The sequence below is a fragment of the Bradyrhizobium sp. NBAIM14 genome (genome assembly GCF_020193895.1).
GTDB lineage: Bacteria > Pseudomonadota > Alphaproteobacteria > Rhizobiales > Xanthobacteraceae > Bradyrhizobium > Bradyrhizobium yuanmingense.
Window position 1 is genome coordinate 112,986 of record NZ_JADYVQ010000015.1, and the last position, 17,349, is coordinate 130,334.

Consider the following 17,349-nt stretch of genomic DNA (forward strand, 5'->3'; position numbering starts at 1 on the left):
GGGATGGGCGGCAGAGCAGACCTGATTTGCTCAACTTGAGTTCTTCGCATTGACCCGAAGCGGACAGGATGCAGCGAATGGCAACTCGACTATCGAGGCCTCCATTGCTCGCGGAATTGGCCGGGCGTCACGCCTGCAACCCGGCGGAATGCACGGGTAAAATGGGCGGGATCTGCGTAGCCCGAAGCAAACGCAATGTCGATGATCTTGGAATCCGTATCGCGCAAAAGCTTTCTGGCATTTTCAAACCTCACGGTATCCAACAGCCGCGAATATGTCATCCCGGCGCGAGATAGCTTGCGTTGAAGGCTGCGTGCGCTGACCCCCGCCATCTCCGCGACTTCCGCCAGCGCCGGAGGCCGCTCGTCAATGTAGGATGGAAGCATCAGCTTAAGTGCGTGGATGAAGTCAAAGTTCGAATGTTCGACAAGATCGCTCTTCGGATGTGAAGGAGCTTGATCCAATCTGTTAGGAAGGCCCAGCAATGAAACAGGTACGTCGATCCACGAGGCTTCTTGACCAGACAGGAAGCGGGACGTCGGCCAGAAAGACCGACATGCCGGACCCGGCGTGTATCGTGCCTCAAAGGCGATAGTTGCCGGTGCCCAGTCCGGACCGGCGAATTGCCGGACGATGTAAATCGGGAAAACGTTCTGAAGCCATTGTGAATGCTCGAGATGCTGAAGTCCGGCAGTGCCGGCTAGCTTGCTGCAATAGCGAACATGGTCGCCGTGGCGCTCCACCCAGTTGCTCAAGTTTGAATCTTCGAGCGAAGCCAATCTACAGGCCTGGTGCAGCGCGACGAGCAAAGTCGGGGAATGACTGATTAGATACCTGGTCTTCTCACTAAGGTGCGCGAAATTGAGCGACTTGGCAGCGTGGAATCCGAAATCCTCGATACCTTGCGACCGGCTGGCAAACTCCGCAAATTCGATCGCAGGTAAGATCGGCACGTAATGATCGGCTTTTTCCTCCAGAGAAGCGGGCAACCGATATTTTTCCAATAACGAAGCGGTTGGCGCGCCGAGATTATTCAAAATGTCAGCGAATGGACTGAGGTGCTGACAACGCGTCAAATGAATCTTTGGCATTGGTGCGTCTCGATCACTAAAATTCAGCGCACGAGCGGCGTCGCAGGACGACAGCTCCCTACCCGGGGAGAGCTGACGCCTGTCACGCGCTTAGATTATCAGGACTGCAAGGCTCTTTGCTTGTTTTTGTCGTCTGGCAATGCCTCCAGAGGATCTCAGTCCCACCTCATTCCATTCGACGAAAGTTTTGGCGCCCGATGGCCAGATGGGCCTTTCAGCTTCCCCTAGTCCCATGGACTGATTTTTCACTGTGGGAGCATGGGCTTCAGGCCTGCCGCCAAACGATGAGAGCCGTCCGCTTGCCTTCATCCACGGCGGTCCGCGCCGCCATCGTTGCATCACTGCGGCACGGTGACGCAACCCTTGATAGCACAGCGCATGCGCTCAGAATTAGTGGGCGCACATTGCAGCGTCATCTCGAACGCATGGGCACGAGCCACAGCAAGATGCTCGACGAAGTCCGACTAGAGATTGCGTGCCGCCTGCTGGCCAATACGAGTAAGCGCTTGTCGGATATTGCAGAATTTCTCGGATACACGAACGCGAGCAGCTTCAGCCGTGCTTTCGTGCGTTTGATGAAAATTCAACCTATCGTTTATCGGAGACAGCAACGTGGCCGCGAGCATGATCGGTCGCTTGTCCGCCGACGTTCTCGCACTACTAGCCGCTGAATGATTCCTGACGATTGGCGCGAAATGGCAAGACGCGCCGCGTGATTTGGCGCGAAATGCAGAGATGCCGCCGGCACTAGCGACGGTTTATCGCTTTCGAATTGCTCACGTGCTGCTCGAGGAAAACAACCAGCCTGCAAAGGAGAAGACCGCTATGACAATCCGCCTGGCCTTGATCGCGGTCTGCGCCGCTGGCTTAGTGGTAATTCCGCACAAGCTCCTTGCTCAATCTTCGGCCGAACCCAAGCCGCACATTCCGCTTGAGAAATCGATTGGTCAGGCCAAGCCGGAAGTGGTCCCATCGCTTTTTGTCCTCAACTCGCGCGGGGTGAGCCTGAAAGAGGGTAAGCTGGTGCTAAGCGGCGTTTCTCCGAATGCGATTGTGTTTGCCGACCGACCCGTTCGTGCCGCCGGGCATGATCTGACCTCCCGGATTGTCGAGGACTGGGGCCATGGCAGCGACAACTTCGCTAAAGACCCGCCCAACGCCACGGTGTCAGGATTCAAGAAAGACGGATCGTCGGTGTTGGATGCCGTCGTCGTGTTGAAATCCCCCAAGCTTGAAGGTGATAAGCTGACGTTCGACGTCGATATCCTCGAAGGTGATCTCGCCGGGGCGGACGGGCCGGCATCTGTCTTTATCGATATCATTGGCCGTCCGTTGACGCCGTTGTCTTTCGCCGGCGTCGCTCGCCGCACCGCCTGGCGCGGAGCGTTCTACCGCGGCGCTGCCGTGGCAGGAGCCGCTGCTGTGGCCGGGGCTGCGGCGTATCCCTATTACTCACCGCGCTGCGGCTACTACCCCTATCCGCCCTGCTATTGAGCCGTTCGCCCGAGTGGCTCCGTTGCAAAGGCGTGAACTGCGAATCCACGTGACTGGTTTTCTATAGGAAGGAGATTAGCGATGAACATCACCCGTCGATCCCTTGCATTTGGCGGAATGGGGCTGCTCGCGGGAGCCGCCGCCACACGACCGGCTCTTGCCCAGGATTCATTTTTCGGAGTGGGACAAGGCCTGGAGGATTTCTGGCTGGCCAGCGACGCCTACATCTTTGGCTACCCGCTGGTGACGATGGAGATGACCCGGCGGATCATCACGAATGTCGCCGAGCCCGTCGGCACGCGCGGTCCGATGGGACATATCATCAAGCTGCGCCAGTATCCCGACGCCACCTTCAGGGATGTGACGGCACCGAATGCCGACACCTTGTACACGACATCCTTCTTCGACGTCGGAAAGGAGCCCTGGATACTCAGCATTCCGGACATGAAGGGCCGCTATTTCCTGATGCCGATGCTGGACGGCTGGACCACCGTGTTTCACGTGCCAGGTAAGCGCACCACCGGCACCGGGGCGCAGACCTACGCGATCACGGGGCCGGGTTGGAAGGGCACGCTGCCGGCGGGTGTCAAGGAGTACAAGTCGGCCACCAATATCGTGTGGCTGCTCGGCCGCATCTATTGCACCGGCACGGCGGACGATTACGCTGCGGTGCACAAGTTGCAAGACGAATGCAAGCTCGTTCCGCTCAGCGCTTATGGCAAAGCCTACACGCCCGCCCCCGGGAAGGTGGATCCAACAATCGATATGAAGACGGCGGTCCGCGAGCAGGTCAATCGCATGGACGCGGTCTCATACTTCAAGCTGCTTTGCGAGCTGATGAAGACTAATCCGCCATACGCCGCGGACGCGCCTCAACTTGCGAAGTTTGCCCGCATCGGCATCGTCCCAGGGCAGGATTTTGATGAGAGTAAGCTGAAGGCAGACTTTCTGAGGCGCCTGCCGGAGGTGTCGTTCGACCGGATCATGCTGCAGTTCAAAATCAACAAGGCCATCAAAGACGAGAATGGGTTCGCGTTCACGACCAAGACCGGCATCTACGGCACCGACTATTTGATGCGGGCTTTGGTAACCGCGATCGGGCTTGGTGCCAACCGGCCGCAGGATGCCGTCTATCCGACCTCGCAAAAAGACGCCGACGGTCACAAGTACAGCGGCGCGAACAAGTACGTGATGCGATTTCCGAAAGGTCACTTGCCTCCAGCGGAGGGATTCTGGTCGCTTACGATGTACGACAGCGGCTATTTCTTCGTGAAGAACCCGCTCAACAGGTACTCCGTCAGCGCTCGGGAAGACTTGAAGGAGAATCCGGACGGATCAACTGATCTGTACATCCAGAAGGACTCTCCCGGCAAAGAGAAGGAGTCGAACTGGCTACCTGCGCCTGAGGGAGATTTCATCCTCATGTTGCGTATGTACTGGCCCCAGGAGACGGACCCCTCGATCATCAACGGCACATGGACGGTCCCGGCCGCCAGAAAAGTCGGAGCCTAGAGCAGGCAATCATGCCGGCGCGCATGCGCCGGCATGATTGCTAGGCCGCTCCCAGATGCCCCACAGCACGCTGTACTCGCTTTGGGTTTTCTGGGCCGAATGACACGGCATTCGCGATGCAGGAGGCCATGATGTCGGCACTTCACCTTGGAAAAGGAAAACAGCGCGTTGGACGGAGCGCGACAAAGCCGTCTCTCTCTTCTGCGTTCAGGAATGCAGCCATTGCCTCGGCAGTCATGACGCTGTCGGTGCCTGCTGCCACGGCTTACGCCGACGAAGGTGGCGTTTCCTACTGGCTCCCTGGCCGCTTCAGCAGCCTTGCCGCCACCCCTCAAGCCCCCGGCTGGTCAATGGCAGCGGTCTACTACCACACCAGCGTAAGTGCATTCGGCACCGCGGCTGCCGCAAGGGAAATTCACGTCGGCAGAATCCCCGCAACAGTAAACGTCGATCTGAACTTGCGTCTGAATGGGCGGGGGGATCTCGTCCTGCTCAATCCTACATACACGTTCGCAACCCCCGTGCTGGGCGGGCAACTGGCCATCGGAGTGACAGGACTGTTCGGACGATCGAGCGCTGATCTAGCAGGAACGCTCACCGCAACTGTCGGCCCCCTGGCCGTGACGCGCACGGGCAGCTTCGGCGACTCGATCACGTCAGTCGGGGATCTCTACCCGCAGGCGACGCTCAAGTGGAATGCAGGCGTCCATAACTTCATGACCTACGTAACCGGAGATGTTCCCGTCGGCGCTTACAGTTCGTCCCGTCTCGCCAATCTCGGCATCGGGCATGGCGCCATCGACGGCGGCGCCGGCTACACCTACTTCAATCCGCAAACTGGCCACGAGTTTTCCGCGGTGGCGGGCCTCACCTACAATTTCAAGAATCCGGATACGCAGTACCAGAACGGCATCGATCTTCACGTTGACTGGGGAGCCTCACAGTTTCTGTCAAAGCAAACTTTCGTCGGCCTCGTTGGTTATGCCTATCAGCAGATAACTGATGACTTTGGCCAGCATCCCGCCCTAGGCGGCTTTCGGTCCCGAGTCTTCGCAGTTGGTCCGCAGATTGGCTTTCTATTTCCGGTAGGCGATATGCAGGGGTATTTGAATCTGAAGGGATATGGCGAGTTCGCTGCGGAGAATCGGCCGGCTGGCTGGAACACTTGGCTGACGTTCTCAATATCGCCGATAGCGCCGACCAGAACTGTCGCATCAACCCGGCGGATCACAAAATAGCAGCGTGGCCGCTTAGCCGATCTCGCCGACACACCATGGGTCGGTCGAACGTCTCACGTGAACATATCGAACTGAGCTGGTTATCTGCGTAGCCTCGAACCTTCCACCTGCTGAACAAAGCTGGCGTGAAGGTAGTCGAGAAGATCTACCTGCATCGAAATCCCGCACTTTGAAGAAGGAAAGTCGCCCCCCGGACCGGCACTTCCGCTTTCGGCCCATCTCGGAAGTCGGGCACCGTCCGCACTTTTGTTGCTGTTGGAATGGAATCGGACATGGGTAGGGCAATCGCCTGGTGGATTGCTTCGTCGCAAGCGCTCCTCGCAATGACGGGGCGAGAGCCGGGTCAAAGAAAAACGGCGGGCTGTTGGCCCGCCGTTTTCGTTCTGATTGAAATCGGATCAATTATCCAAAAAGCTCCGCAGCTTCCGGCTCCTCGACGGATGCTTCAGCTTCCTCAGCGCCTTCGCCTCGATCTGGCGGATACGCTCGCGCGTCACCGAGAACTGCTGACCCACCTCTTCCAGCGTGTGATCGGTGTTCATGCCGATGCCGAAGCGCATGCGCAGCACGCGCTCTTCGCGCGGGGTGAGCGAGGCGAGCACGCGCGTGGTGGTCTCGCGGAGGTTGGACTGGATCGCGGCGTCGATGGGCAGGATCGCGTTCTTGTCCTCGATGAAATCGCCGAGATGCGAATCCTCTTCGTCACCGACGGGCGTCTCCAGCGACAGCGGCTCCTTGGCGATCTTGAGGACCTTGCGCACCTTCTCCAAGGGCATGCCGAGCTTTTCGGCGAGCTCCTCCGGGGTCGGCTCGCGGCCGATCTCGTTGAGCATCTGGCGGGACGTGCGCACGATCTTGTTGATCGTCTCGATCATGTGCACGGGGATGCGGATGGTGCGCGCCTGGTCTGCGATCGAGCGGGTGATCGCCTGCCGAATCCACCAGGTGGCGTAGGTCGAGAACTTGTAGCCGCGGCGGTACTCGAACTTGTCGACCGCCTTCATCAGGCCGATGTTGCCTTCCTGGATCAGGTCGAGGAATTGCAGGCCGCGGTTGGTGTACTTCTTGGCGATCGAGATCACGAGGCGGAGGTTGGCTTCCACCATCTCCTTCTTGGCCTGGCGGGCCTCGCGCTCGCCCTTCTGCACGGAGTGCACGATCTTGCGGAACTCGACGATCTCAAGGCCAGTCAGCGCGGCGAGCTGATGCACCTCGTGGCGGAGGTCCTTGATGCGGTCCTTCTCGTGGTGGACGAAGTTCTTCCAGCCCTTGGCCGAGAGTTTCGAGACGCGGTTGAGCCAGCGCGGATCGAGCTCCGAGCCGGTATAGTTGCGCAGGAAATCCTCGCGCGCGACGCCGTGGCTGTCGGCAAGGCGCATCAGGCGGCCCTCATGCGAGACGAGGCGCTTGTTGATGTCGTAGAGCTGCTCGACAAGGCTGTCGATGCGGGCCTGGTTGAGGCGCAGCGACTTCACCTCGACGATGATCTCGTCCTTCAGCTTCTTGTACTTGCGCTCCTGGTGCGGCGAGAGCGACTCGTTCTGGAGCTGGTTCTGGATGTCCTGCTCCTGAAGCTTGCGCAGCTTCTTGTAGCTGTCGGCGATGCGATCGAAGATCTCGACCACCTTCGGCTTGAGCTCGGCCTCGATCGCCGCGAGCGACATCTGGTTCTCGAACTCGTCGTCGTCCATGTCGGACTCGGCGGCGGCCTCGCCCGGATCCTTCTCCTCGCCCTCGGGGGCGGCCGCGGGCGCGGCGCGGAACGGCGTCGGCGACGGGGGCGCGGCAGGCGGCGCGACATGCGCGGGCGCAGCGGCGGACGCGGTGGCTTCGCCGCCCTCGGCCGAGGCTTCGCCGCCCTCGCCATTGGGTCCTGCGATCATCGCGGCGTTCATGCCGCCCTTGGCATCCGGGCCGGCATAGGTGGCTTCGAGATCGATGATGTCGCGGAGGAAGATCTTGCCTTCGTTGAGCTCGTCGCGCCAGATGATGATGGCCTGGAAGGTCAGCGGGCTTTCGCAGAGACCCGCGATCATCGCCTCGCGGCCGGCCTCGATGCGCTTGGCGATCGCGATTTCGCCTTCGCGGGAGAGCAGCTCGACCGTGCCCATCTCGCGCAGATACATGCGCACGGGATCGTCGGTGCGCTCGCCCGGCTCGCTCTTCTTGACCTCGGTGACGGCCTTCTGGGTGACCTCGACGAGCTCGTTATCGGTCTCGTCGTCGCCCTCGTCCTTCTCTTCCTCGCCTTCGGTGTCGTCGGCTTCGGTGACGTTGATGCCCATGTCCGAGAGCATCGACATGATGTCCTCGATCTGTTCGGGCGAGGTCTGGTCGGACGGCAAGACTTCGTTGAGCTGATCGAAGGTCACGAAGCCGCGCTTCTTGGCCTGCTTGATCATCTTCTTCACGGCCGCGTCGGACAGGTCGAGCAAGGGCGAGGGCGCGTCCTGGGAATCCTTCTCCGGCGCATCCGCTGCCTTGTCGTCTTTTTCCTTGTCCTTCGCCTGCAGCGTCTTTGCCTTGGTGGCCATCCATTGCTCCTAAACGCGCTTCATGCGAGACGCGCCGCGCCTTCGCGTGAATTCACATGAACCTGTTGCTCGACGCTCTCGCTTCGGCAGCTCTCGACACGGAAAGGGCGGCGCACAAACCTCTCGCCACCCCCAACTTTCTCTCGCCGGAATTGCCTAACGCTTCGTCAGCCTCTTTGTCGCGGCGGATGCAGGTGTAGTGCCAACAGCGATTGCGCGGATTCATTCCTGACGCGTCTGTTATGCCTGCGGCCGCCTCTGGGCCAAAGTGCTACAAGACCGTTAAGCCTCGATTAACCCTGTTTTTGCCGCCAAACCTAGGATTTGGCGAGTCTTTTAGCGGTTCCAGCCGTGGCCGTCCGCATGTTTCTTTCATCACATGCTCTTCTGGAGCCGGCCCGACAGCTCGCCAAAACCCTCGATCAGGGCCTCGGTACCGTCGACTTCACCTATCCGAGCCTTGACGTCACGCAGCCACGCCAAATTGGCCTCGCTGGGATCCTCCCCCAAGGCCAGCTCGGCGTCTTTCAGCTCTCTAAGTAGTGAATGCCATTGCCGATGCAAGGCAACCAGCTGGTGCCAGGTGGCAAGAACGTCGTCCCGCGCCGCGCCCTCGCGGGCGGCCCACACCGCCTGGGTCGTGATGACATTCTCAACCCTTTGAAGAGTTTGAGAAAATCCGCCCTTTTCGAGGTCGCCGCGCATCTTTTCGGCCTGCTCGCCGGGGTCCGGCGAGTGGTGATGGTCGTTGGCGAAGGCGGCGATGATGCCGGCCCGGAGCTTGTGGGCCTCGGGATGGGCAAGCTCCAGAGCGGCGACCTCCTCCAGATGCTCGTGCAGCAGCCAGGGGTGGTTGATCAGGCATTGCAGGATCAGCGCCTCCCGGCGGGAGATGGCGCTGCGCTGGCCCCGCAGGATCGGGCTTGCCGCCAGCTGCGGGCTCGCGGCCTGGTAGGGCCCGGAGGGCAGCGGGGCCGGACCCGGGGCGCCACGGCGGCCGCCGAACCCTTGTCCGCCGAATCGATTCGCCCCGCCCCGCGGCTGAAACGGCCGGCCGCCACCGGGGCGGAAATTGCCCCGGCCGCCAAAGCCGCGCCCGCCTTCGGGCGCGAAGGTGCGCTGCAGGCGCTCGACGAATTCGTCGCGATAATAGCGCCGCACCACCTCATCGCGGATGCCGTTCGTGAGCTCCCTGATGCGCGCCTCCAGCGCGGCGCGTCGTTCGGGCGTGGCGAAATTGCCGCCCTCGAGCTCGCGCGACCAGATCATGTCGGCGAGCGGACGGGCAGCGCCGATGACCTCCTCGATCGCGCCGCGCCCGCCCGAGCGCACGAGATCGTCGGGATCCTGCCCTTCCGGCAGCAGCGCGAAGCGAAGACTCTTGCCGGGTGCGAGGAAGGGCAGCGCGAGATCGGCGGCGCGATAGGCCGCCTTCTGCCCCGCGCGGTCGCCGTCGAAGCAGAGGATCGGCTCGTCCGCCATCTTCCACAGCAGCGCGAGCTGGCTTTCGGTGAGCGCGGTGCCGAGCGGCGCGACGCTGCCGGCAAAGCCCGCGGTGACCATGGCGATGACGTCGACATAGCCTTCGACCACGATCAGCGGGCTGCCGTCATGGGTGGCTTTGCGCGCGGTCTGGTGGTTGTAGAGATTGTCGCCCTTGTGGAAGAGCGGCGTCTCCGGCGAATTCAGGTATTTGGCCGGAACGTCCTTCTCCAGCGCGCGCCCGCCGAAGGCGATGACGCGGCCGCGCAGATCGGTGATCGGAAACATCACGCGATCACGGAAGCGGTCGTAAGGAACGGGGATGTCGTCGCCGCCGATCAGCAGACCGGTCTCGATCATGTCCTCGACGGAGATTCCGAGCTTGCCGAGATGCTCCTTCAGCGCGAACCGATCGGGCGGGGCATAGCCGAGGCGGAACTGCAATTGCGTCGCCGGCGAAATGGCGCGATCGGCGAGATAGCCGCGCGCTTTCGCGCCGACGCGCGAGGCCAGCGTCTCGGCGAAGAATTTCGCCGCGAGATCCATCACGTCATGCAGCGAGCGCCGCCGCTGCTCCTCGCGCGCGGCGTTGGGCGTCACCGCCGGCAGCGGCAGGCCCGCCATATTGGCGAGCCGCTCCACGGCTTCCGCGAACGGCAGGCCGTCGGTCTCCATCACGAAGGTGATGATGTCGCCGTGCTTGCCCGAGGAGAAGTCGTGATAAAAACCCTTCTGGTCGTTGACGTAGAAGGACGGCGTCTTCTCCTGCTGGAACGGCGACAGCCCCTTCCACTCGCGCCCGGCCTTCTTCAGCTTGACGCGCTTGCCCACGACCTCGGAGACCGAAAGCCGGGCACGAAGCTCGTCGAGGAACTGGGGCGTGAAGCGCATGGGGCGAGTTTAGCCGAGCGTTTGAGTCGGGCGAAGGATCAGGGATATAGGGACGGCCCGGTCAAAGGCCAGGTTTGTCGGGCTTATCCGCGCTGTTCACAGCCCTCTCCGTCATTCCGGGGCGCCCCGAAGGGGCGAGCCCGGAATCCATCGAGCCACTGGAATGCTGGGAGAAATGGATTCCGGGCTCGCGCTTCGCGCGCCCCGGAATGACGAGCCACTTGAACCGCGCCCGGTTCCACGCTTCCATACCGCCATGTTCAGGACCTTTCGGGGCGGCCAGACCGGGGGTTGGCGGGTGACCTCGCTCTCGCCTGTGACTGGCGAGTCCCTGCCCTTCGTGCCGGCGCTGTCGGTGACCGACAGCGAGGCCGTCTCGTTGCCGCTGGTGCCCTCGCGCAATGCCTGGCGGCTGGTCGGCGTCGCCAGCAGCCTGCGCTACACCGAGCGGGCCGAGAAGCAGCAGCTCGTCGCCGTGCAGGCCGGCCTCGGCCGGCTGGAGGCCACCAGCGCGGCGCTGATCCCGATCCGCAAGTCGCAGGCCTGGTGGGAGCTGACCCAGGAAGAGCGCCGCAAGATTTTCGAGGACAAGTCGCACCACATTGCGAGCAGTCTTCGTTTTCTGCCCGCGATCGCGCGCCAGCTCTATCATTGCCGCGACCTCGGCGGCCCCTTCGACTTCCTGACCTGGTTCGAATTCGCCCCCGCGCACGCCTCGCTGTTCGAGGAGCTTGTGGCGATGCTGCGGCGGACCGAGGAGTGGACTTACGTCGAGCGCGAGGTCGACGTGCGCGTGGTGAAGGAAGTGCTGTCGGCCTAGCGATCGAGGAAGCGCCCGGACTCGATGATCGGCAGATCGGTGACGGGCCAATTGTAGACGTAGGTCCACGCCTTTTCGCTGGCGCCGTCGGGCAACGTCACCTCCACCATCTGCCGCAGATATTCGGTCGGCTCCGGATAGCCCTCACCGCAGGCCTCGTACATGTCGAGCTCGCGCAGGAGCTCGTCCGGCACGCGCAGCTGAAACAGCTCACCATGGACGATGTCCGACGGCGTCTCGGAGAGCAGCAATCCCGGATAGTGCTCCACCAGAACGAGCCGGCCGCGGCAGGTGGCTTCACTGATGAATTCCGCATGGGCCGCGAGCAGCCGCGCCATCGGGTGGTCGAAGCCGCGCGTCAGGGTGCCGTAAACGAAAAGTCTATCCAAGCTCATGCCGTTCCAACGTTGCGGCATCGGTGCGATACCGCTACTCCGTTTACACAGTTTGTCATTCCATAGGCAAATCAGGATGGCTTTGGACACGGCCGAATTGACCGACCAGCTGCTCGGCGAGGGCGACATTCCGCCCGTGCATGAGGTGAATGCGGCGGGGACATCGCCGTTCCTGCTCACCGCGGACCATTACGGACGGGTGCTGCCGCGCGCGCTCGGCGATCTCGGCGTCGCGGACACCGATCTCGTCAGGCACATCGCCTGGGATATCGGCATCGCCGGCGTCGCCGAGCGGCTCGCCGCGATGCTCGATGCGCATCTGATCGCGCAGCGTTATTCGCGCCTGGTGATCGACTGCAACCGCCCGCCCGGCGTCGCAAGCTCGATTCCCATGATATCCGAGGCGACCGCCATCCCCGGCAATGAGGATCTGTCGGCCGCGGCCAAGGAGATGCGCCGGCGCGAGATCTTCGATCCCTATCACCGCCGGATTAGCGCTGCGATCGATGCGCGCATCAGGGCGGGCAGGCCGACAGTGCTGGTGGCGCTGCACAGCTTCACGCCGGTCTATTACGGCCAGCCGCGGCCCTGGCACATCGGCACGCTCTATCACCGCGACACCGTGCTGCCGCGGCTGATGCTGCAGCATTTGCGGGCCGAGAGCGCGCTCGTCGTCGGCGACAACCAGCCTTATGCGGTGAGCGACATGACCGACTACACGATTCCAATCCACGGCGAGGGGCGCGGCCTCGTCAACACCGGCATCGAGATCCGCCAGGACCTGATCGCCGAGGAGAGCGGCCAGCAGCAATGGGCCGAGCGGCTGGCGCGGATCCTGCGCGAGATCGACGCCACGCTGCGCGAGCAGGGAATGAGTTAAGCGGTCACTTCGCCCGCGTCAGTGCCAGCCAGATGCCGCCGCCGATCATGAAGCCGCCTGAGATGCGCGACACCATCCGCGTGCGCCGCGCCGAGAAGAATTTTCGGGCGCGCCCCGCGGCAATCGCGTAGAGCGCATCGGTCATCACCGCCGTCACCATGAAGGTGGCACCCAGCAGCGCAACCTGCGGGAAATGCGGCTGGCTCATGTCCATGAACTGCGGGATGAAAGCGCCGAAGAACACCAGCACCTTGGGGTTCGACAGCAGCACCAGGAATCCCTGCAGGAAGAAGCCGCCGCGCGGCGGCGGAGGCGGCGCGTCGACGTCGACGCCTTCGACCGGCTCCCAGATCAGCTTGATGCCGAGCCAGATCAGATATGCGGCGCCGGCAAAGCGCACCCAGTCGAACCAATAGCCCATGGTCGCCATCAGCGAGGTCAGGCCGATCGCAACGATGCCGATGACGATGGCAAGCCCGGCCTGCGCGCCGGCCACGTTGATGAGCGCCGCACGCGTGCCGTGGCGCAGGCCATTGGCGATGACGAGGGTGACGATCGGCCCCGGCAGCAGCGCCAGCGCAATGCAGGCGGCGACGAAGGCGAGGTAGGCTTGCATGGACATCATGGGAGGGACTCGCTGCGGTTCGGGCGCATTAATGCATGGCCGAAGCTGGAACGGAAGTCGCGTGAGCCGTTCCACGCCGCCTTGACATGCAACCATTTAGTTGCCTATTATCGCCGCCATGGATGAGGTCTTCAAGGCGCTCGCGGATAGCTCGCGACGTTCGCTGCTCGACAGGCTTCACGCCAGAAACGGCCAGACACTGAACGAGCTCTGCGAGGGGCTTGCGATGACACGACAGGCCGTCACCAAGCACCTTGCCATCCTGGAGGAAGCGAACCTCATCACCACCATCAGGCATGGACGCGAGAAGCTGCACTACCTCAACCCGGTGCCGATCCATCAGATCGGCGAACGTTGGATCAGGAAGTTCGAACGCAGCAAGCTCGCCGCGCTCAACGAGCTGAAACGTCAGTTGGAGAACGGCGACGAGTGAGTCCGCTCAACGAAGGATTTGATGCACGATGAACCTCGATCAATTCAAGCCGCTGACCGTCTACACCATCTACATCGCCTCGACGCCCGAGAAGGTGTGGGAGGCGCTGACGTCCGCCGAGTTCAGCCGGAAATATTTTTCCGGCTTTGCGGTGGAGATGGAGCCGAAGCTCGGCGGCAGTTTCGTCGTGCACGCGCCCGACGGCTCCGAGCACATCCGCGGCGAAGTGTTCGAATACGATCCGCCGAGGAGGCTCACGGTGAGCTGGAACGTCAATTGGCCGGACCTCGTGGAAAAGCTCGGCACCACCATCGTCACCTACGAGATCGAGCAGGCCGGCGAAGCCGTCCGCCTCACCCTGAGCCAACGCCACGACCGCGAGCTCAGCGACGACATCCTTTCCGGCGGCCGCACCGGCTGGCCCGCGATCCTCTCCGGATTGAAGAGCCTGCTGGAGACCGGCAAGGCGCCGCATATCGAGATGTCCCCGCCGGTGCGGTTGCTGGAGGCGCTGAAGGCGATGGGGATCAAGGTGCCTTGAGCGAGGCAATCTCCGCTGTCGTCCCGGGGCGCGCGAAGCGCGAGCCCGGGACCCATAACCACAGGATGAAGTTTGGCGAAGACTCGTGGTTACGACTTCGCGCCCCAACTTCTCCCTGGGGTTATGGGCCCCCGCCCCCGTGCGCAGCCGCGCACTAGGCGGGGGCGACGGCCTACACCGGCGCCACCAACCGGCGGTACAGGTGCCATGTCGCATGCCCGAGCACCGGCAGCGTGACCACCAGCCCGAGAAAATAGGGCAGCGCCGAGATGATCAGCAGCATCACGATCAATGCGGCCCAACCGATCATCGGCAGCGGGCTCGTCACCACCGCGCGCACGCTCGTCACCATGGCCGTGACGAAATCGACCTCGCGATCGAGCAGCAGCGGGAACGACACCACGGTCAGCGAGAACAGGATCAGCGACAGCACGGCCCCGACCGCATTGCCGATGGCCAGGAACAGCAGGCCCTCGCTGGTCGTCAGCACCACCGTCATGAATTCCTGCAAGCTCGAGAACGAGGCGTTGAGGCCGAGCAGCAGCGCGATCAGGAGCCGCACCTGGTACATCCAGACCACGAACACGAACAACGTCACGAAGGCCATCCAGCCGATCTCGCTGCGCGAGCGGATCGCGGACCAGATCGCAGCGAACGAGACCGGCTCGCCGCGCTCACGGCGCCGGCTGACTTCGTAGAGGCCGATCGCAACGAACGGTCCGATCAGCGCAAAACCGGCAGCGAGGGGATAGACCAGGTAGACCATGCCGAAGGCAGTGAGACAGAGCATGATGACGATGCCGCCGGCGGCATAGAGCGCGCCGAAGCAGAGACCGTAGAGCGGCAGCGCCTGGAAATCGCGGAGGCCCTCGACCAGCGCCTCGGCGATGTCGACCGCCGCCACTGGACGCACCACCGGATCGACCTTGCCCGAGATGGACATCAGCTTCCTCCGCACATCGGCGCGATCTTCGTCGCGCGCATGCCGCGATATTAGCGCCGCCGCGCGGCGGCGCAACTTGAAGCCGGCCGGCGCGAAGGGTAGCAGCGAAGGGACGATGCTCGCACGGCGAAATCGTTAGCCTTTCGCGCGATTTTTGCACCGACCGCTATGGACGGGGCAGATGATCGTGCCGCAAATTGCACCTCCGAATACCGTCGCCCGAGAGCCGATCGCCCACCGATGAGCCTGCGTACCCGGTTACTTATCCTCGTCATCGCGGCCATGCTTGTGCCGGCGATTCTGGTCGGGCTGCGCTTCGTGCAGAACCGGACGAGCGAGATCGACGCGGCGCTGGCCAATCTCGCCGCATCCGCCGACGACATCGCCAGCGATCTCGGCGAGAAGATCCAGGGGACTGCCCAGCTTCATTACGGGCTCGCCCGCGCCCGCGACCTCGACACGCGCGACAAGGCGGCATGCTCGGCGTTTCTGTCGGATGTCCGCGAGGAATATCCGCAGTTCACGGGTATCCTGACCATCGATCCCGACGGCAGGCTGTTCTGCGACTCGCTGCGGACCAACCGCACGCTCGACCTGAACGACCGCGGCTATTTCAAAGAGGTCCAGACTCTTCACGGCCTCGTCGCGGTGGAACCGGTGTTCGGCCGCCTCACCGGGCTGTCGGTGCTGCAGATCGCCTATCCGGTGCGATCGGATACAGGCGCGCTGAAATTCGTGCTGCTGGCGTCCTTCAACCTGAACAAGTTCGCGGAGTTTCACGACAAGCGGCTGCTCGCCGAGAAGGACATCCTGCTCGTCGACGCCAAGGGCACGGTCCTGGCCGCCCCCAAGCGCGGCGGCTGGAGCGTACCCATCGGCGGCTCCATTGCGGGCTCCGACCTGTTCCGCTTCGCGGCAGATCCCGACGGCGAACCATTCCGGGAGATCGCCGATCGCGACGGCCGCACGCAGATCTGGGGCGTTGCCCGTTCGCCCGCGATCCGCAAGGCCGGACTCTATATCTTGGTGGGGCGGTCCAAGGACGGACTGATCGCGGCAGCGAACCGCCGGCTTTACGAGGACATGGCGATCCTGGCGGTGGCCTCGCTGCTGCTCCTCGCCGGCCTCTGGATCCTCACGACGGTGAGCATCGGACGGCAGGTCGGGCGGCTCGCTGCCATGGCGAAGAGCCTGGGGCACGGCGATCTCAGCGCGCGCATTCCGGAGCCCCACCCGGGGGGCGAGCTCGGCGGGTTGATGACGCTGCTCAACAGCACGGCCGAATCGCTCGAGCAGCAGCGCGCCGCCATCGCCGATCTCAGCCACAAGCTCAGCCAGTCGCAGAAGATGGAAGCCATGGGCCAGCTCACGGGCGGCGTGGCGCACGATTTCAACAATCTCCTGACCGTCATTCTCGGCAATTCCGAGCACCTCGCCGACAGGCTTGCGGGCAACGAGGAATTGCACCGGATCGCCGACGACATTGCGACCGCCGCCGAGCGGGGATCCGACCTGACGCGGAGCCTGCTCGCCTTCGCGCGCAAGCAGCCGCTGCGGCCGCGCGAGATCGACATCGCCGAGCAGGTGACCGGCATGAAGCAGCTTCTGCAGCGGACCCTGGGCGAGCACATCGAATCCAGCTTCACGTTCGCGCCGGATCTCTGGCTCGCCAGCGTCGATCCCGGCCAATTGGCGACGGCCGTGCTCAACCTCGTGCTCAACGCGCGCGACGCGATGCCTGACGGCGGCAAGCTGATGGTCGAGGTGCGGAATGCATCGCTCGGTGAATCCGACCTCGACGTCAACGGCGAGCCGCGGCCCGGCGACTACGTCATGCTGGCCGTGAAGGATACCGGGTCCGGCATGAGCAGCGAGGTGTTGCAGCGCGCGTTCGAGCCGTTCTTCACCACCAAGGAGGTCGGCAAGGGCACCGGCCTTGGCCTCAGCATGGTCTACGGATTTGCGCAACAATCCGGCGGACTCGTGCAGATGCAGTCCGAACCGGGTCAAGGCAGCGTGGTCAGGCTGTTCTTTCCTCGCCTGCCGACGTCGTCGAGCGAGGAGCCGTCACCGGCAGCGCGTGTCGCCGCACCCGAGGGATACGAAACGATCCTCGTCGTCGAGGACGACGACATGGTGCGCGCCTATGTCGAGAACGAGCTGAAGGCGCTCGGCTACCGCGTCATCACGACGGCAAACGGACCCGCGGCGCTGGACGTGCTGCGCCAGTCCGCGGACATCCAGCTGCTGTTCACCGACGTCGTGATGCCCGGCGGCATGTTCGGGCCGGAGCTGGCGAGGCAGGCCGTTCAACTGCGGCCTGGCCTCAAGGTGCTCTTCACGTCCGGCTACAGCCAGGATCCGGTCAAGACGCCCGACGGGATCGACGCGCGCATTCTGACCAAGCCGTTCCGGCGCAAGGAGCTCGCCGCGATGCTGCGCGCGGCCCTCTCGGAGCCGCCGCGCTAGA

At 63.1% G+C, this 17,349-nt stretch carries 15 protein-coding genes; 9 read left to right on the forward strand and 6 right to left on the reverse strand.

The window, feature by feature from the left end; translation table 11 throughout:
- Positions 1–89 precede the first annotated feature (89 nt).
- A complete protein-coding gene (locus tag I6F28_RS27750) occupies positions 90–1,091 on the reverse strand; it encodes a helix-turn-helix transcriptional regulator (protein WP_225142179.1) in 1,002 nt (333 codons plus the stop codon).
- Positions 1,092–1,375: 284 nt separating this feature from the next.
- Between I6F28_RS27750 and I6F28_RS37540 the strand changes: the two genes are divergently transcribed.
- From I6F28_RS37540 to I6F28_RS27770, 4 genes are all read left to right on the forward strand, one after another.
- Positions 1,376–1,762: a helix-turn-helix transcriptional regulator gene (locus tag I6F28_RS37540; RefSeq protein ID WP_225142181.1), complete on the forward strand. Its 387-nt coding sequence runs from the start codon at positions 1,376–1,378 to the stop codon at positions 1,760–1,762.
- Between the two features lie 154 nt (positions 1,763–1,916).
- The gene (locus I6F28_RS27760; RefSeq protein ID WP_420887907.1) at positions 1,917–2,585 is read left to right on the forward strand and encodes a hypothetical protein; all 669 of its coding nucleotides are present in this window, start codon (positions 1,917–1,919) and stop codon (positions 2,583–2,585) included.
- Positions 2,586–2,666: 81 nt separating this feature from the next.
- On the forward strand, positions 2,667–4,097 hold the full coding sequence (locus I6F28_RS27765) for a DUF1254 domain-containing protein (protein ID WP_036009581.1): 1,431 nt from the start codon (positions 2,667–2,669) through the stop codon (positions 4,095–4,097).
- A 236-nt stretch (positions 4,098–4,333) separates the two neighbouring features.
- The gene (locus I6F28_RS27770; protein ID WP_225134899.1) at positions 4,334–5,335 is read left to right on the forward strand and encodes a SphA family protein; all 1,002 of its coding nucleotides are present in this window, start codon (positions 4,334–4,336) and stop codon (positions 5,333–5,335) included.
- 398 nt (positions 5,336–5,733) lie between these two features.
- Here the strand turns inward: I6F28_RS27770 and rpoD are convergent, their stop codons facing one another.
- Together rpoD and dnaG are read right to left on the reverse strand one after the other, a co-directional pair.
- A complete protein-coding gene (gene rpoD, locus I6F28_RS27775; RefSeq protein ID WP_036009578.1) occupies positions 5,734–7,869 on the reverse strand; it encodes an RNA polymerase sigma factor RpoD in 2,136 nt (711 codons plus the stop codon).
- Positions 7,870–8,244: 375 nt separating this feature from the next.
- The gene (dnaG, locus tag I6F28_RS27780) at positions 8,245–10,242 is read right to left on the reverse strand and encodes a DNA primase (RefSeq protein WP_225142183.1); all 1,998 of its coding nucleotides are present in this window, start codon (positions 10,240–10,242) and stop codon (positions 8,245–8,247) included.
- Positions 10,243–10,498: 256 nt separating this feature from the next.
- Here dnaG and I6F28_RS27785 point away from each other — a divergent pair, with 256 nt between their 5' ends.
- The gene (locus I6F28_RS27785; protein WP_225142185.1) at positions 10,499–11,062 is read left to right on the forward strand and encodes a chlorite dismutase family protein; all 564 of its coding nucleotides are present in this window, start codon (positions 10,499–10,501) and stop codon (positions 11,060–11,062) included.
- Here the strand turns inward: I6F28_RS27785 and I6F28_RS27790 are convergent.
- Complete coding sequence (locus I6F28_RS27790; protein WP_225142187.1) at positions 11,059–11,457, reverse strand: gamma-glutamylcyclotransferase family protein; 399 nt, start codon at positions 11,455–11,457, stop codon at positions 11,059–11,061. The genes I6F28_RS27785 and I6F28_RS27790 overlap by 4 nt on opposite strands.
- Positions 11,458–11,533: 76 nt before the next feature.
- On the opposite strand from I6F28_RS27790, the gene I6F28_RS27795 reads away from it, so the two are divergent.
- Positions 11,534–12,337 carry an N-formylglutamate amidohydrolase gene (locus tag I6F28_RS27795; RefSeq protein WP_225142189.1) on the forward strand — a complete coding sequence of 268 codons (804 nt, stop codon included), beginning with the start codon at positions 11,534–11,536 and terminating at the stop codon, positions 12,335–12,337.
- 4 nt (positions 12,338–12,341) lie between these two features.
- Here I6F28_RS27795 and I6F28_RS27800 read toward each other — a convergent pair whose 3' ends face one another.
- Positions 12,342–12,962 carry a LysE family translocator gene (locus I6F28_RS27800; protein WP_081494564.1) on the reverse strand — a complete coding sequence of 207 codons (621 nt, stop codon included), beginning with the start codon at positions 12,960–12,962 and terminating at the stop codon, positions 12,342–12,344.
- 118 nt (positions 12,963–13,080) lie between these two features.
- Here I6F28_RS27800 and I6F28_RS27805 point away from each other — a divergent pair, with 118 nt between their 5' ends.
- Positions 13,081–13,395 carry an ArsR/SmtB family transcription factor gene (locus I6F28_RS27805; RefSeq protein ID WP_036009566.1) on the forward strand — a complete coding sequence of 105 codons (315 nt, stop codon included), beginning with the start codon at positions 13,081–13,083 and terminating at the stop codon, positions 13,393–13,395.
- A 28-nt stretch (positions 13,396–13,423) separates the two neighbouring features.
- Positions 13,424–13,936, forward strand: a complete 513-nt coding sequence (locus I6F28_RS27810; RefSeq protein ID WP_036009564.1) for an SRPBCC family protein — start codon at positions 13,424–13,426, stop codon at positions 13,934–13,936.
- A 172-nt stretch (positions 13,937–14,108) separates the two neighbouring features.
- On the opposite strand, the gene I6F28_RS27815 is transcribed toward I6F28_RS27810, so the two are convergent.
- Complete coding sequence (locus I6F28_RS27815) at positions 14,109–14,879, reverse strand: DUF2189 domain-containing protein (RefSeq protein WP_225142191.1); 771 nt, start codon at positions 14,877–14,879, stop codon at positions 14,109–14,111.
- A gap of 240 nt (positions 14,880–15,119) precedes the next feature.
- On the opposite strand from I6F28_RS27815, the gene I6F28_RS27820 reads away from it, so the two are divergent.
- Positions 15,120–17,348: an ATP-binding protein gene (locus I6F28_RS27820; protein ID WP_225142192.1), complete on the forward strand. Its 2,229-nt coding sequence runs from the start codon at positions 15,120–15,122 to the stop codon at positions 17,346–17,348.
- The last annotated feature ends 1 nt before the right edge of the window (position 17,349 follow it).